Genomic DNA, 15,567 nt, shown 5'->3' on the forward strand with positions numbered 1-15,567 from the left:
AGTCGGGAATTGTTGGAAGACATGTTTGAGCGTAGCGAGTTGGTCTTTCAACCCGACTGGCGGCTGAAATACTTGGGGACCCGCAGGGCAGCGTCAGTTGCGGTCGCCTTCTTTTTGGTTACTTTTTCTTGGCGGGGGCGCCGAGCCGAAGCAAGAAAAAGTAACTAGCTGTCGGGCTACCCCCGACAAGCCCCCACGGAGCAAAAGCCCCCCAACCTACCGACTACCGACCACACCCCAGCCAATCACCGAAACCCATACCGAACACCCAAAAACAAACTACTCCCAGCAGTCCCATAATACCGCGCCAACTCATAATCCTTATTGAGCACATTATTCCACCGCCCAAACAAAGACCACTTCCCAGTCAAATCAACACTAGCATACAAGTTAACCAAACTATACCCACCCAAAACAACCTGATTATCCCCATCATCGTACCGCTTACCAGACACCACCATCTCAACACCAGACTTCAACGCCCCAACCCCATACTCAAGCGCCACCGTTCCATGCTGCCGCGCACGCCGAGCCAGCAACTTCCCACTAGTATCATCCCGCGGATTCTGCACATCCAGCGAACCACGCAAAGCAAAATTACCCAACTTAGTACTGCCGCCAAAAGAAACCCCCTCAAGCGTCGCCTTATCAACGTTATAAGCACAACCATAAGGATGGCTATCCGGCTCAACCGGACAAGTCGTAGTCGAGACGATCAAATCAGTTATTTTGTTGTGATAGTAAGAAATATTTAACTGCGAAGTCCCATTGTCATACACCAACCCCACCTCCGCATTCTTACCTTTTTCCGGTTTGTTCGCCGCAACACCATAACCGGGGTAATACAACTCATTGAAAGTCGGCGCACGAAAACTAGTGCCATAACTGACATTAGCCCGCCAGTCCTGGTTCAAACGATAGCCATACCCAAGACTACCAGTCGCATGCGTACCAAATTGCGAGCTATTATCATTCCGGATACTAACGGTCGCCAGATGATCTCCACGCTTCAACTGGTACGATGCAGCAACCGAATTGGTCGTCCGGTCACCAGACAAACCGGTGGCAGAAACCTCCTCCTCACGTCGCTCAGCCAACAACTGCAAGACGTCTGTCCCGATGAACAAATCATTTTGCCAGCTGTAATTATTCTGCTTAGTCGTTACATCGCTGATCCCATCCGGCTGATCGCTGCTGATATAAGTCGATTTATCGGTAGTTTGCGACACCTGAACCTTACTATTCCACCAAGGCAGAATCTGGTTTTTCGAATACACAGCCACATTTTCAAGTTTTTGCACGACACGCGTGTCGAAATCCGAACCATCGTCGTACTGCGCATTCAACCGGCTTTGCAAAAAGGTCACGCCAACTTCCTGGCCCTTTGCCAGCTCCAACCCAAACTGTCCGCTGGCACTATCTTTTTTGTAGCCGTCTTTATCTGGATTATAAGAACTATACGGCGAAGGGTCTGGCTTAGTCGCTGAAAACCCATCTGCATTTTCATGCGCCACCGATATAGCGTAACTAAAACGATGGTCGCCTTCGGTCGCGCCAGAAATACTCGCATCCATGGTGCGGGTACCATAGCTGCCGACACCGGCAGATGCAGTCAAACGCGGCGCGCCCGAACCTTTCTTGGTAAAAATTTGAATCACGCCACCCATTGCGTCAGCGCCATAAAAACTACTCAAAGGGCCATACACGATTTCGATGTGATCAATTTGTGACAATGGAATGCTGGACCATGTAGCGCCGCCGGTCGTGGAAGACCCGACACGGACGCCATCGATTAATACTATATTTTGATTATTAGCTGCACCGCGCATGAATACCGATGCCGAAGTACCAGGACCGCCGTTAGCAGTGATTTCAATTCCACGTTGCTTTTGCAGCAGTTCAACCAGCGAGGTTTGTCCCGATAGCGCAATGTCTTCGGCAGAAATCGTCACGTTGTCGCTGATCACATCACTGGCTTTTTGTGGCGTGCGTGTTGCTGTGACTAGAACGGGCTCTAGTGACTTATCCGAGGCTTCCTGAGCAAAACTGGATGCGGAAAAAGTAGAAATAATAAGCGTAGAAAGGCACAAAGGCCCAATCATTCGCGCAGCGCGGCGCGGATGGGTCGGTGAAACAGTTAGGGTCATGATAATTTAAGCAAGAAAACAACCACCAGCTCGCCTCCCCGCGCGCTGGATTCAAAAGAAATACCTCCGCAAGACATTGCACTGAACAATCAATCCAGCAAAGTTGCCGGATCGCATTTCGCGACAGATCGTCCGTACCGCCTTAAAAGTAGTTCCACCTGCTACTGGCCGGTATCCGGGCTACCAAGTCCAACTGCCTTACCTTCCCGCGCGAAACACAGTGGTGTTAGAGGCAGCTTGTCACAATGTGTAATCAATATTTTGCAGCAACTACGCTGCAATTATCGGCCATAGTGAATAGGCCGACATTAACCGGTCATTCAACCAGTCATTCATTAAGCAAATTGAGACGCTTGTTTTCCGTTGCGGGGGCAGCACACGTATCGCGTGTTTCCCGTTTAACTGCGAACACAGCCGTGTTCGCGAGCACCAAAAGCACCGGCATTCTAATATTCATCTGCCTTTACAGCAACAATAAATCTTCGAATCCGCGTGCAAAATCCCAGCGAAATCAGCAGATTAGCGAAATCACTTCGCCGTAACCGATCTTATGGGCTGCGTTGGCAGCCTTTCGCGCAATATCCGCAATCGCCCTTGACGCTCCGATTGGCATGGAAGCCTCCTGGGATAAGGCATGGCAGGCTAAAAGGAGGCGAATAGTCCCTGCATGGCAAATGACGGCAACATCATCGCCATTGTTGTTATTTTCGCCACTGCTCGATGATGGTGAATGAAGTCGCGGCAACGCACGATAAAACGCATCCACGCGTGCCGCCATCTGCATCACGCTTTCTCCACCACCCGGTCGATAGTCAATCACCGCGCCCGCCCATGCATCGATCTCATCACGCGGGATATCCTGCCAGGATTGCATTTCCCATTTTCCAAAGTCCAGTTCCACCAGACGGTGATCAAGAGTCGGTGCCGGCCAACCCGGTTGTCGCGACAAACTATCCGCCAACCCCGCGCATCGAAGGAGCGGACTAGAAAACATCAGGACCGGCTTTGGCAGTACCTTTATCAATTGATGCAACAAACGCGTATTTTCTTCTTCGGATACAAGGAGGTCAGAACGCCCGTAGCACAAGTCGGATACAGCTCCTGGCGTGCTCGGCTTCGGATGACGCACAAGATGGAGTTGCATCATTATCTTAAGTACATCATTTTAAAAGCGGCATGGCAGCCAATAAACCAAGGTAAAAGGTCACTTCTGCCACCTGCTGCACGGCACCCAGACAGTCGCCGGTATAACCGCCAATGCGCTTAACGAAAAAGCGGGCGAGCCACAAGGTAGCAATAGCGCTACACACCAGACCAGCGGCTATCCCCGCCCAAGGCGCCCAACCCAAAACACCGATTGCCAATAAAGGTAACGCAGCGAAAGCCATCGCCACGCCACATTCAGGTCCGGACATCTGCTCTGCCAATGGTTTTGCCTTGCCCTCGGCTTTGACATACGTCAGCCGCCAAATCAAACTACTCGCCATCAAACGGGAAATAGGATGGGCCGTTAGTAACGCTGCCACGACCGCCCAGAACGGCAGGCTCACGAGTAACGTGAATTTCAAACCGAGCATCGACACCATGCCGATGACACCATATGCACCAACCCGTGAATCCTTCATAATCTCAAGAATACGGGCGGCAGTATAACCACCGCCAAAACCATCACAGCTATCAGCAAAGCCATCTTCGTGGAACGCACCGGTCAGATAAATGCCGCCAATGGTCGATAGCAACACCGCCACCGCGGGCGGCCACACATGGGCCGCCGCCGCATAAATCGCTGCCGTCACAGCACCCACAACAATCCCCACCGCCGAAAAATAACGCGAAGCTTGCTGTAACCATGCAGGATCGAACCCAACCCAGCCGGGAATGGGCAGTCGCGTAAAGAATTGCAGCGCAACGAAGAATAACCGCACTTGATGGGTGATTGCTTTGGTCAGACTACGCGAGCGTAACGCACTGGGTCGCATGCTGGACATGGCTATTCAGTATTCACTGTGCATGCGGAGGCGTAGAAATAGAATCAACCGCTGCCGAGTCAAAGGTCGCCATTTCCGTCATAAAAAGTACCGCCGCCTGCACCAGAGGTAATGCCAGCGCTGCGCCCGTACCCTCGCCCAAACGCAAACCTAATTGCAGTAATGGTTGCGCTTTAAGGAACGTCAACATCTGTTGGTGGCCTCGCTCGTCCGAGCAATGCGCAAAAATGCAGTAATCCAGGATTTCGGGACGCAACTGTGCGGCGACCAGTAATGCGCTGGTAACAATGAATCCATCGATCAGCAAAACCATGCGGCGTTCGGCAGCAGCCAGCATCGCACCGACCATCATGGCGATTTCAAAACCACCAAATGTCGCCAATACATCAAGCGGCGCAACGATGCCACCGTGAAAACTGACCGCACGCTGAATCACATTTTGCTTATGCAAAATTCGGGCAGCATCAAAGGCGGTTCCCGCCCCCACGCAATCGACCAGCGGCAAGCCGGTGATCTTGTGCATGATGGCCGCCGCTGCGGTGGTATTGCCGATTCCCATCTCTCCAAAACCAACGATATTGCCGGTTAGCCCCCCAATCAGGTCCATGCCGTGTTCCATGGCTGTGGTGCATTGCTCAGCGGTCATCGCCGACTCGTTAGCAAAATTTCGCGTTCCGAAACCGACTTTTTTACCGATTAACTGAGGAGGCCAACCGAAATCATGATTAACACCAGCATCAACTATCTGCAAAGCGCAATTATTTTGACGTGCAAAAACATTAATCGCCGCATTTTGGTTGAGAAAATTTTCAACCATTTGCCACGTCACACTTTGTGGATAAGCAGAGATATTCTCGGCGACGACACCATGGTCAGCGGCGAATATAAGGATAGCTGGCTGGATGAATGTCGGACGCGTGGTTTTTTGGATCAATCCGATTTGAAGGCCGATTGCTTCTAACGCACCCAAACTGCCTAACGGCTTGGTTTTATTATTGATGACAGTGGTGATGGTATTACTGAGATCGCTATCCTGAATGGATACAATGTGAGGAATCTGCATGGCGATATTGTCCGATGTGTTTCTGTAATGGTTTCTAGAATCTGCGCGGCGTCCACGATACAACGTTTGCGCCAAAACACTTCAGAAAACGGCAGCAAAGGTGTTGCTGCCCACATACTGCCGACATGCGCGCACAGCGGTAATGCGTTCTGCGTCAAAGGTAAGACAGCGCGGCCCGTCTGTATTCCACCTAAACTCCGCATCAGGAATTGGCAGATACACGATGTTACGACGAGCCGATACAACCATGCGTGCTGTAAAGCCAGGTTTTTAAGTCCGGTCTTAAAGCCCTGTCTTAAAGCGTCTTATACCGCTTCCGAACCAGTTTCGCCGGTACGAATGCGGATAACTTGCTCGACTTCGCGGACAAAAATCTTACCGTCACCAATCTTGCCAGTACGCGCAGCTTTGATGATGGCATCAACAGCTTGCTCAGCAAGCGCATCGTCAATCACCAATTCAACTTTTACTTTTGGCAAAAAATCGACGACATATTCCGCGCCGCGATACAACTCGGTATGGCCTTTTTGGCGACCAAAACCTTTGACTTCAGTGACGGTTAAGCCATTGACGCCGACTTCGGCCAACGCTTCGCGTACTTCGTCCAGTTTGAACGGTTTGATAATGGCAGTAATTTGCTTCATGACAACTCCTTTATGCAATTAACAAAAATCTTTTGATACAGGAAGAAAGAAAAGGAGACCAAGAGCGCTCGACACAATTATGTCATGCTCCAAGCTTCACTCTTTAAACTTTGAAGTAATCGGGTAACGCCAGTCACGACCAAACGCACGGTGCGTCACACGACAACCAACCGGTGCCTGTCGACGCTTGTATTCGTTGATCTTGATCAGACGCGTAATACGTTGAATATCTTCAATCGGATAACCGGCGGCTTCGATCTCGGCAATGCTCTGATTCTCTTCCATGTACATTTGCATAATGGCGTCTAACACATCATACGGCGGCAGCGAATCCTGATCAGTCTGATCAGGCCGCAGTTCGGCCGACGGTGGACGCGTCAAAATGCGGGTGGGAATCACTTCACCCAGCGTATTTCGATATGCGCACAAGCGATACACCAGCGTCTTGGCAATATCTTTAATAACAGCAAAACCGCCCGCCATATCACCATACAGCGTGCAATACCCCACTGCCATTTCGCTCTTATTTCCAGTGGTCAATACAATTGAGCCAAATTTGTTCGACAACGCCATTAGCAGGGTGCCACGAATACGCGCCTGGATGTTTTCTTCGGTAGTGTCTTCAGCTATGCCCTCAAACTCGCTAGCCAACGTGGATTTGAAAGCGCTGAAACAATCATTAATGGATATTTCATCATAGCGCACACCCAGTCGCTGCACCATATCGCGCGAGTCAACCCACGACATTTCTGCTGTATAAGGAGACGGCATCATGATACAGCGTACTTTTTCAGCCCCCAGCGCATCGACCGCGATCGCCAACACCAATGCCGAATCCACACCGCCAGACAAACCCAGCAAGACACTGGGGAAACCATTCTTACCAATATAGTCGCGCACGCCCAACACCAAGGCCTGGTAGACCTGCGCCTCTACCGACTGCGTAGGCGTAATCGAGGATGGGCCAACCAGCGGTGTCGCGCCATCAAATTCGATGATCTGCAAGTCTTCCTGCGCGTGCTTCAGCTGCGCCGCGACTTCACCGTACTGGTCCATCACAAACGAGTTACCGTCAAAGATCAATTCATCCTGCCCGCCCACCAGATTGGCATACACCAGCGACAAACCTTTTGCCGTGACGTTCGCCCGCATGATGTCGTAGCGCAGATGTTGCTTGTTCATATGGTACGGCGAGCCATTCGGCACCAATAAAACCTGCGCGCCAGCGGCACGCGCGCGCGCGGGCGCATGCGAAAACCAGGTATCTTCGCAAATATTCAGACCGAAACGAACGCCTTTTACTTCAAAAACAAATGGCACATCAGAGGCTGAGAAATAACGCTTCTCGTCAAAAACAGCATCGTTCGGCAACGCGTATTTGCAATAAGTACCTGACAACGCACCATTAACGATCACGGATGCAGCATTAAAACGTGCGCCATTTTGCAAAATGGGATGGCCGACCACAACATGTACGTCACGTAAATCTGCCAGGTCCGCGATCAATGCGGTCATTGCTTCCTCAGTCTTATCGTAGAAAGCCTGACGTAATAATAAATCTTCTGGCGGATAGCCCACCAACGACAACTCCGGCGTTAATACGATGTCCGCGCCCTGCTGAGCGGCACGACGTGCAAATTCAGCGATTTTGGCGCGATTACCGGCAAGATCACCGACGGTGCTATTGATTTGAGCGATGGCGACTTTGACTGTCATGGCGATGAATATGAAATGTAATTGATGATGAAAACAGCGAAATTAGGCGAAATAACAAATTCAAGCCCCGATTATCGCATGGGTGTCACATGCGTATCGTTTATGTATAACCTATCTTCCGCTTGCTTATCTCTTCGCATGCGCTATTTGTTGCTTGCGCCCGGCTAATCACATATTTATTGGATTGCTATTGCGCTTTATTCTCACTGTTTAGCCTGATCGTCTCTCTTTTATAAAACGTTTAGGAGCTTATAAACCCCATTCAACCCTCACTTAAACACAGAAAAAGTTGTCTTCCCGTGGCCCTAAAGGCTTTCAAAGCCCAGATGAAAAGTCACTACGATACGGTTTTCTTGACTATTTATTCTCATGACCACCATGCCATTGTTCGCGAAACTGGACCGAACACTCGGCATAAAAAGGCCTGTAATAGCAGAAACTTCCATGACGCCAACCTTTATTAGTCATGCCAGAAGATTATCTCCGAGAGTGCTAAACTCAATCCTTTCCTCGTAATCTCTGGCTTCCCAGATCGTATTGACTAAGTGAATAAGCAAACACCACCACCGCCAACATTGAAATTTACACCCCGCATTGTTTCCTCTCTGGATGAAATTGGGCAACCCGCGTGGGATGCTTTGCTTGCGCTTCAAGCAGAGAACAATCCATTTTTATCCTTTGCGTTTTTGCACGCATTGCACGAAACCGGTTGCGCCTCCGAAAAATCTGGCTGGCAACCGCAATATTTAACGTTGTGGGATAACGCTGAGGAAAACACTAACGATACGGCAACCGTGCCGCAATTGATGGCAGCGCTTCCCCTGTACGTAAAATACCACTCGTATGGCGAGTACGTGTTCGACTGGGCCTGGGCGGATGCGTATCAGCGTAGCGGTTTGGAGTATTACCCAAAGTTGCTGTCGGCAATTCCATTCACGCCCGTTACCGGCAGTCGCCTGCTGGCGCGCGATGCGGCATCCGCTGCGGCGTTGATCGACCTGCTGAAAACCTTACGCGTAGATACGCAGACTTCTTCTACCCATATTTTGTACTCGCCGCCAGAACAGGCCAAAGCGCTGCATGCGGCAGGATTTTTATTGCGCAGCGGCGTCCAGTTTCATTGGCTCAATCCGGGTTATCGTGACTTTGATGCATTTCTCGATACATTAGAACGTAAAAAACGCAAAAACATTCGTGCCGAACGGCGTAAGGTCGCCGAGGCTGGCGTCACCTTCCGACACGTACGCGGTGTCGATGCAACAGAGTCAGACTGGGTATTTTTTAATCGCTGCTATCGCCATACTTATTCTGCCCATCATTCCACACCTTATTTAAACCTGGCATTCTTTCAACGCATCGGTGCGACGATGCCACAAAATATCTTATTAATCGTGGCCGAGCGCGCGGGACGACCAATTGCGTCATCACTGTTGATTCACACAGAGACAACCTTGTATGGTCGCTATTGGGGCGCAATTGAAGAAGTCCCTTGTCTACATTTTGAAACCGCTTATTACCAACCCTTAGAGTTTTGCATTGCGCAAAAAATCGGTTGCTTTGAGGGCGGCGCACAAGGCGAACATAAAATGGCGCGTGGATTTCTGCCACAGAAAACCTGGTCAGCACATTGGCTCGCCCGCCAAGATTTTTCCAACGCCGTCGCCAATTTTTTAGAGAGGGAAACCGATGACATTGAGGCTTATATGGATGAACTCAATGATCGCAATCCCTTCAAAGGCGACGGTTGATTTCCTAATACCCGCTTTGCGTCTTGGCGCGCGACCACAGTCGACCAACTTGACGCATAAGCACCACCGCACCACCAACCGTTACCCCTTCCTTATCGATCAGAAAGATTTGCTACCACGCAGCGCCCATCCGTAAGATGGCCCTGTCACGCAGAACCTCACCTATGCAACCGACCGACATTCTTCTCGCACTTCTTACCGTCACCATTTGGGGTTTTAATTTTGTCGTCATCCGAATAGGTCTGCATGACTTACCACCTTTATTTTTCTCGGCCCTGCGTTTCATTTTTGCGGCGATACCATTGATATTTTTCATCAAGCGCCCAGCCATACCCTGGCGTCTTTTGATCGCTTACGGTCTATTCCAATTTGCGCTGCAATTTGCGTTGCTGTTTTCGGGCATGCATCTGGGATTTACGGCGGGACTCGCGTCGTTGGTGATACAGCTTCAGGCCTTCTTCACCATCGGATTAGCAGTCTTGATTTTAAAGGAGCGTCCACGCGCCGCACAATTAATTGGCGCGTTTATCGCATTAGCTGGCATGGCCCTGGTTGCCATCCATGTTGATGGCACTGCCACTTTCATCGGCTTCTTGCTCGTGGTCTGCGCTGGCGTGAGTTGGGCCTCAGCCAACATCGTCACCAAAACCATCGGCAAAGTCAATCCATTGGCGCTCGTAGTATGGGGATCGTTAATCGCCGTGCCACCTTTATTATTGGCATCATTTTTGACCGAAGGCCCCGCTTCATGGACCAATGCAATCAGCCACTTCACCTGGATATCCGCTGGCGCGGTACTGTTTAATTCGTATCCAAATACGATCATCGGCTTTGGTATCTGGTCCGTCCTGATGCGCAAATACCCGACGGCCACTATCGCGCCATTTGCATTATTAGTGCCGGTAGTGGGAATGCTGAGCGCAACGCTGGTGTTAGACGAACCGTTGCAATGGTGGAAAATTGTGGCGGGATTACTCGTATTATGCGGACTGGCTTTGAATCAATTCGGCGCAAAACTCATGCTGATACTCAAACCAAACAAATAATGCTTAAGTGACGCCTATCAACAACAAACGATGCATCAAGCGGACTTGAACGGGCAAAAGTTGTACCGTTTTAGTGTTAATTACTTGCAGCCACTCAACATAATCGCAGGCGTTATTTCTTGCGTGGCATAAAAAAAGCGCACCGAAGTGCGCTTATCTTAAAAGGAAGCAAAAATTATTTTGCTTCCAATGTTTTATTGTAAGCTGCCACACCCGCCAAAATTTCTTCGCGCGCATCTTCTGGACCGCCCCAACCATCAATCTTGACCCATTTACCTTTTTCCAGATCTTTGTAATGCTCAAAGAAATGTTGAATCTGGTTCAGGCGCAATTCATTCATATCTTCAGGCTTTTGCCAATGCGTGTAGATACTCAACACTTTATCGACTGGCACGGCCAATAGCTTGGCATCCTGACCCGCTTCATCCGACATTTTCAGCACGCCGATAGGACGGCAGCGCACAACCACCCCAGGAAACAACGGGAAAGGTGTGATCACCAACACGTCAACTGGATCACCGTCATCCGACAAGGTTTGCGGAATATAGCCGTAGTTACACGGATAATGCATCGCCGTACCCATGAACCGATCAACAAAAATCGCGCCCGACTCTTTGTCGACTTCGTATTTGATTGGATCAGCATTCATTGGAATTTCAATGATCACATTGAAATCATTCGGCAAATCACGCCCTGAGGATACGTCGTTCAAGCTCATGTTGTCTCTCGTCTTGTAAGGATGGGTAAAATAATGAATGCGAAATTATAACGGTTCCAGACGCCATCATGCACTGCAACATTTAAAGAAGACGGCGAATCATTATCAAAATAATAATAATGTTACAATTTTGACCGCTTTCTAAGACCTTTTTACTATCCACAAATACAATGTGTTATGCGCACAACAATAGATTTAAAAAGAGTGCCTCACCACATGAAGTAATTGACGCTAAATGTGGTGAGCAATGCGGCATACATTACGCCACAAAATCCACCACGGCATTTAACACATCATCTTGCTGGTCCCGATGGGGTGAATGGCCACAATGCGCAAGGGCAACATACCGTGCATTCGGCACAGCCGCCACGATCAAATCGACTTGATTCATGCTGAAATACTCGTCCTCCACGCCTTGAATAACGAGTGTTGGCGCGTGAATATCCGCCAGGAATTGCTCGATATTCCAGTCTTGAAAAACCGGCGAGACCCATGTGTCGTACCAAGACCAAAAAACCTGATCAACATCTTTATGATGCCTTTGGAGTTTTAGACGAAAGTCAGTCGTTTCAAAGGCTTTTTTAGCCTTAACAATACCTGCAATCGCCTGCTGCTCGACATTCACGTGCGGCGCTTCCAGCACAATAGAGAGCACACGTTCGGGAAACAGCGCAGCAGCAATAATCGCCATTGATGCACCATCGCTATGACCGAATAAATGCGCCTGAGTCACGCCCAATGCATCCATCACCTGCGGTACCAATTTCGCTTCCTGCTCAATATAATCCGGCAGACGCTGGCCTAAAAGCCCATCAGAGTCACCATAACCCTGCCGCGACCATGCAATCACCTCGAGACCCGTAACACGCGCCAGTTCGACAGGGAAATTGCGCCAGATCGAAACTGATCCAAGCGCCTCATGCATGAGCATAATCGGTGGCTGCGAGCCGGGCCAGCGTTGATAAGCTAACCGTATGTTATGAATTTCAACGAAACCCTTTTCATCCATAATATCTTTCTTGAAGTTGTCCATGAACTTAACGAACGGTTAGTTGTATGTCAGTCTACAGTTCCTTTATCAGGCAACAGACCCATTTAGTGCCAATACTTCCTCTTGTGCTTTTTTCAGTAGAGATTGCGCCGTCTCCAAGACTTCCTGAATGGTAGATTTTTGAAGTTGGTCGTACTCGCTGTCAAATGCCATGGACAAAGCAGCGAGGACCGCAGAAGTACGACTGTGCAGAATCGTGAGACTGTCCAGGATATCGATCGTTTTTACGGTACGTGTTTGAGCGTTTGCAGACATGGCAACTTCCTTGGATAGTGTTTAATCCGCGCCCCGTTTCCAAGCGGGGTGGGCGGAAAATGGCAGGGTTGGAAAACCAGTATCCAAAGCAACCGGCAGGCCGAAGCCTCCCCACCATTACCGCCCAAAGAAGGCGTAACAGGGTTTTCGCACGAAAAAAAACGGCATTGCGCCGTTCGTACGCTTTGGATAAATCAGGTTTCCAATCCCGAATCCCTCTTTTTCAGAGACATTTTTAGTATCTAGTAGTTTTGGCGAACACGCAAGCGTTAAGGTTTATCCACCGCAGAAAACATGCTCCCACAAAGTTAATACGACAAAATGCAGCGAGGGCAGCTTTCCATAAAACTACTCATCATCTCGGCTTGGTAAGTTGGTAATTCAAGTGCACCTTCACCGTCGGCCATTCACCAGCAATAATGCTGTACACGCACGTATCACGCAAAGTACCGTTTGGCGAAATCTGATGGTGCCGCAAAATACCATCCAACTTAGCGCCCAGTCGCTCAATACCAGCACGGCTTTGCAGATTAAAGAAATGTGTACGAAATTCGACCGCGATGCAGTCCAGTTGTTCAAAAGCGTGCGTCAGCAACAGAAGCTTGCATTCAGTATTAAGCGGGCCGCGCTGGACCCGTTTGCGATACCAGGTTGAGCCGATTTCAAGACGTCGATTTGCCGAATCGATATGCATATAAGTCGTCATCCCAACTGCCTGACCGGTGGCGTTGTCGATAATCGCAAAGGGCAGCATCGCACCCTTCTCTTGCAGGTCGAGACGTCTGCTGATCTCCGCGTCCAATTTATCAGGCGTCGGGATCGCTGTGTACCACAAGTCCCAAAGCTCGCCATCTTTCACGGCCTCGATCAAATCATCTTTGTGTGCAGGCGACAACGGTACTAACGATCCGAATTGTCCGGTCAATGTTACTGGTTGCGTCAAGCTCATCTTCCTCTTTCTTTTAAAAATCACGACTACTTCGTTATGAAATGATAATTTTCCGCGTCAACGCGCAGGGAGAGAAACTTAACCGAAATCGCAGCCCCCCTTCCAAAAATGCAAATTGCAGCATCGCAGTACCTCGCACACACTGAATGCTTCGATTGAAACTATAAACTGCCATCATGACCTTCGATACCCCTGATCCTCTTTTATTGCAACAGTGGGTCGGAAATACGACAACTTCCGACGACCTTATCACGGTCGGCGCTGTCAACGCACTGGCTGCAATCCTTGACCGCCCGACTTTATTCGCCGCAGGTGCAGCTTTGCCGCCGTTATGGCACTGGATTTATTTCTGGTCAGTAGCGCCTCAGGCTGAACTGGGCAGTGACGGACATCCACAACGCGGCGGCTTTTTGCCGCCTGTGCCTTTGCCACGCCGCATGTGGGCTGGCGGTCGGCTGAAGTTCGGTCCCCCACTTCCGATCGGAGTCGTTGCAACCCGCTCCTCGCGTATACAAAACGTAACCGAAAAACGCGGCGCATCCGGCAATCTGGCTTTTGTAACCGTCCAGCATCAAGTTGCGCATGCAGGCCAAGTTTCTATTACCGAAGAGCACGATATTGTTTATCGTGCCATGCCAGAACGGGGCGCTGCCACTTCAGTGGCCAAGCTTGCGCCGACCGAAGCCGCATGGTCGCGCACCATCACGCCGGACCCAGTGCTTTTATTTCGTTACTCTGCACTCACTTTTAATGGTCATCGCATTCATTATGATCGCAGCTATGCGAGCGAGGTCGAGGGCTATCCCGGTCTGATCGTGCATGGTCCATTGATTGCTACGATGTTGGCCGATTTACTACAGCGCAATATGCCGGACGCGTCATTGGTCGCATTCAATTTTCGCGCAGTTGGTCCATTGTTCGACACCGAACCCTTCACCGTTTGTGGACAGCCAGACGCCGATGGCCGTACGGTGCGACTCTGGGCCAAAAACAATCGCGGCGAACTCGCCATGCAGGCGGAAGCAACACTTGGCGAACTTGCCGACGCAACAGTCAACCCATCATAAAGAACCAGAATGTCTACTCAAACCAATACTTACGAAGATATCCGCGATGCTGTGCGCGCTTTATGCAGCGAATTTTCGGGAGAGTATTTCCGCAAGATCGATGAAGCGCGAGGCTATCCAGAGGAATTTGTTAACGCGCTGACTAAGGCCGGTTGGCTGGCTGCGCTGATTCCGCAAGAATACGGTGGCTCTGGACTTGGCTTGACCGAAGCGTCCGTGATCATGGAAGAGATCAACCGTGCTGGCGGTAATTCTGGTGCCTGTCACGGTCAAATGTACAACATGGGCACGTTATTACGACACGGTTCGCCTAAGCAGAAAGAATTGTATCTGCCAAAAATTGCCAGCGGCGAATTACGCCTGCAATCGATGGCCGTAACAGAGCCAACCACCGGCACAGACACCACCAAAATCACCACCACGGCAGTACGCAAGGGCGACCGCTATGTCGTCAATGGCCAAAAAGTATGGATTTCACGGGTCCAGCATTCGGACTTAATGATCTTGCTGGCCCGCACCACGCCGCTAGCCGAGGTGAAGAAAAAATCGGAAGGCATGTCGATCTTCGTGGTTGACCTGCGTGAAGCCATCGGTAATGGCCTGACAGTGCGCCCTATCCTGAATATGGTGAACCACGAAACCAACGAATTATTCTTTGAAAACCTCGAAATTCCAGTCGAAAATTTGATCGGTGAAGAAGGCAAAGGCTTCAAATATATTCTGGATGGCCTGAACGCAGAACGCACGCTGATCGCCGCCGAATGTATCGGTGATGGCTACTGGTTTATCGACAAGGTGACAAAATACGTTAATGAACGCATTGTATTTGGTCGTCCAATCGGACAAAACCAAGGCGTGCAGTTCCCTATCGCAAAAGCCTATGTCAATCTGGAAGCGGCAAACCTGATGCGCTACAAAGCGTGCGAATTGTTCGACGCGCACTTGCCCTGCGGCACGGAGGCGAACATGGCCAAAATGCTGGCGGCCGATGCTTCATGGGAAGCCGCCAATGCATGCCTTCAATTCCATGGCGGATTTGGTTTTGCGTGCGAGTACGACATTGAGCGCAAATTCCGCGAGACCCGCCTGTATCAGGTCGCGCCAATCTCGACCAATTTAATCCTATCCTACGTTGCTGAGCATGTGCTCGGCATGCCCCGTTCATTCTAATTGGA

14 protein-coding genes and 1 riboswitch are annotated in these 15,567 nt (G+C 50.1%); of the genes, 4 read left to right on the plus strand and 10 right to left on the minus strand.

Annotated features, from left to right (window positions below):
- Positions 1–245: 245 nt before the first annotated feature.
- From QN379_RS17475 to QN379_RS17500, 6 genes are all read right to left on the minus strand, one after another.
- Entirely contained in the window at positions 246–2,147 is a 1,902-nt protein-coding gene (locus QN379_RS17475; protein ID WP_322239342.1) for a TonB-dependent receptor domain-containing protein, read from the minus strand.
- A gap of 148 nt (positions 2,148–2,295) precedes the next feature.
- Positions 2,296–2,596: riboswitch (cobalamin riboswitch) on the minus strand.
- A gap of 62 nt (positions 2,597–2,658) precedes the next feature.
- A complete protein-coding gene (locus tag QN379_RS17480; RefSeq protein WP_322239344.1) occupies positions 2,659–3,294 on the minus strand; it encodes a histidine phosphatase family protein in 636 nt (211 codons plus the stop codon).
- 13 nt (positions 3,295–3,307) lie between these two features.
- The gene (locus tag QN379_RS17485) at positions 3,308–4,126 is read right to left on the minus strand and encodes an adenosylcobinamide-GDP ribazoletransferase (protein WP_322240708.1); all 819 of its coding nucleotides are present in this window, start codon (positions 4,124–4,126) and stop codon (positions 3,308–3,310) included.
- Between the two features lie 22 nt (positions 4,127–4,148).
- On the minus strand, positions 4,149–5,198 hold the full coding sequence (gene cobT, locus QN379_RS17490) for a nicotinate-nucleotide--dimethylbenzimidazole phosphoribosyltransferase (protein ID WP_322239345.1): 1,050 nt from the start codon (positions 5,196–5,198) through the stop codon (positions 4,149–4,151).
- A 305-nt stretch (positions 5,199–5,503) separates the two neighbouring features.
- The gene (locus QN379_RS17495; protein ID WP_322239347.1) at positions 5,504–5,842 is read right to left on the minus strand and encodes a P-II family nitrogen regulator; all 339 of its coding nucleotides are present in this window, start codon (positions 5,840–5,842) and stop codon (positions 5,504–5,506) included.
- A gap of 96 nt (positions 5,843–5,938) precedes the next feature.
- Positions 5,939–7,558 (minus strand): NAD+ synthase, encoded by a 1,620-nt coding sequence (locus QN379_RS17500; protein WP_322239349.1) that lies wholly within the window; start codon positions 7,556–7,558, stop codon positions 5,939–5,941.
- Between the two features lie 545 nt (positions 7,559–8,103).
- On the opposite strand from QN379_RS17500, the gene QN379_RS17505 reads away from it, so the two are divergent.
- Together QN379_RS17505 and QN379_RS17510 are read left to right on the plus strand one after the other, a co-directional pair.
- Positions 8,104–9,306: a GNAT family N-acetyltransferase gene (locus QN379_RS17505; RefSeq protein WP_323507183.1), complete on the plus strand. Its 1,203-nt coding sequence runs from the start codon at positions 8,104–8,106 to the stop codon at positions 9,304–9,306.
- Positions 9,307–9,470: 164 nt separating this feature from the next.
- Positions 9,471–10,352, plus strand: a complete 882-nt coding sequence (locus QN379_RS17510; RefSeq protein ID WP_322239353.1) for an EamA family transporter — start codon at positions 9,471–9,473, stop codon at positions 10,350–10,352.
- A 175-nt stretch (positions 10,353–10,527) separates the two neighbouring features.
- Here QN379_RS17510 and ppa read toward each other — a convergent pair whose 3' ends face one another.
- The 4 genes from ppa to QN379_RS17530 all read right to left on the minus strand — a co-directional run bounded on the left by ppa (position 10,528) and on the right by QN379_RS17530 (position 13,325).
- Positions 10,528–11,070: an inorganic diphosphatase gene (gene ppa / locus QN379_RS17515; protein ID WP_322239355.1), complete on the minus strand. Its 543-nt coding sequence runs from the start codon at positions 11,068–11,070 to the stop codon at positions 10,528–10,530.
- 259 nt (positions 11,071–11,329) lie between these two features.
- On the minus strand, positions 11,330–12,079 hold the full coding sequence (locus tag QN379_RS17520; protein WP_323507184.1) for an alpha/beta hydrolase: 750 nt from the start codon (positions 12,077–12,079) through the stop codon (positions 11,330–11,332).
- Between the two features lie 69 nt (positions 12,080–12,148).
- The gene (locus QN379_RS17525; protein ID WP_322239359.1) at positions 12,149–12,376 is read right to left on the minus strand and encodes a hypothetical protein; all 228 of its coding nucleotides are present in this window, start codon (positions 12,374–12,376) and stop codon (positions 12,149–12,151) included.
- Positions 12,377–12,731: 355 nt separating this feature from the next.
- Positions 12,732–13,325 (minus strand): GNAT family protein, encoded by a 594-nt coding sequence (locus QN379_RS17530; protein ID WP_322239361.1) that lies wholly within the window; start codon positions 13,323–13,325, stop codon positions 12,732–12,734.
- A 176-nt stretch (positions 13,326–13,501) separates the two neighbouring features.
- Here QN379_RS17530 and QN379_RS17535 point away from each other — a divergent pair, with 176 nt between their 5' ends.
- Together QN379_RS17535 and QN379_RS17540 are read left to right on the plus strand one after the other, a co-directional pair.
- A complete protein-coding gene (locus QN379_RS17535) occupies positions 13,502–14,392 on the plus strand; it encodes an FAS1-like dehydratase domain-containing protein (RefSeq protein WP_322239363.1) in 891 nt (296 codons plus the stop codon).
- Between the two features lie 9 nt (positions 14,393–14,401).
- Positions 14,402–15,562 carry an acyl-CoA dehydrogenase family protein gene (locus QN379_RS17540; protein ID WP_322239365.1) on the plus strand — a complete coding sequence of 387 codons (1,161 nt, stop codon included), beginning with the start codon at positions 14,402–14,404 and terminating at the stop codon, positions 15,560–15,562.
- The last annotated feature ends 5 nt before the right edge of the window (positions 15,563–15,567 follow it).

The sequence above is a fragment of the Glaciimonas sp. Gout2 genome, from assembly GCF_035018905.1.
Taxonomy (GTDB): Bacteria; Pseudomonadota; Gammaproteobacteria; order Burkholderiales; family Burkholderiaceae_D; genus Glaciimonas.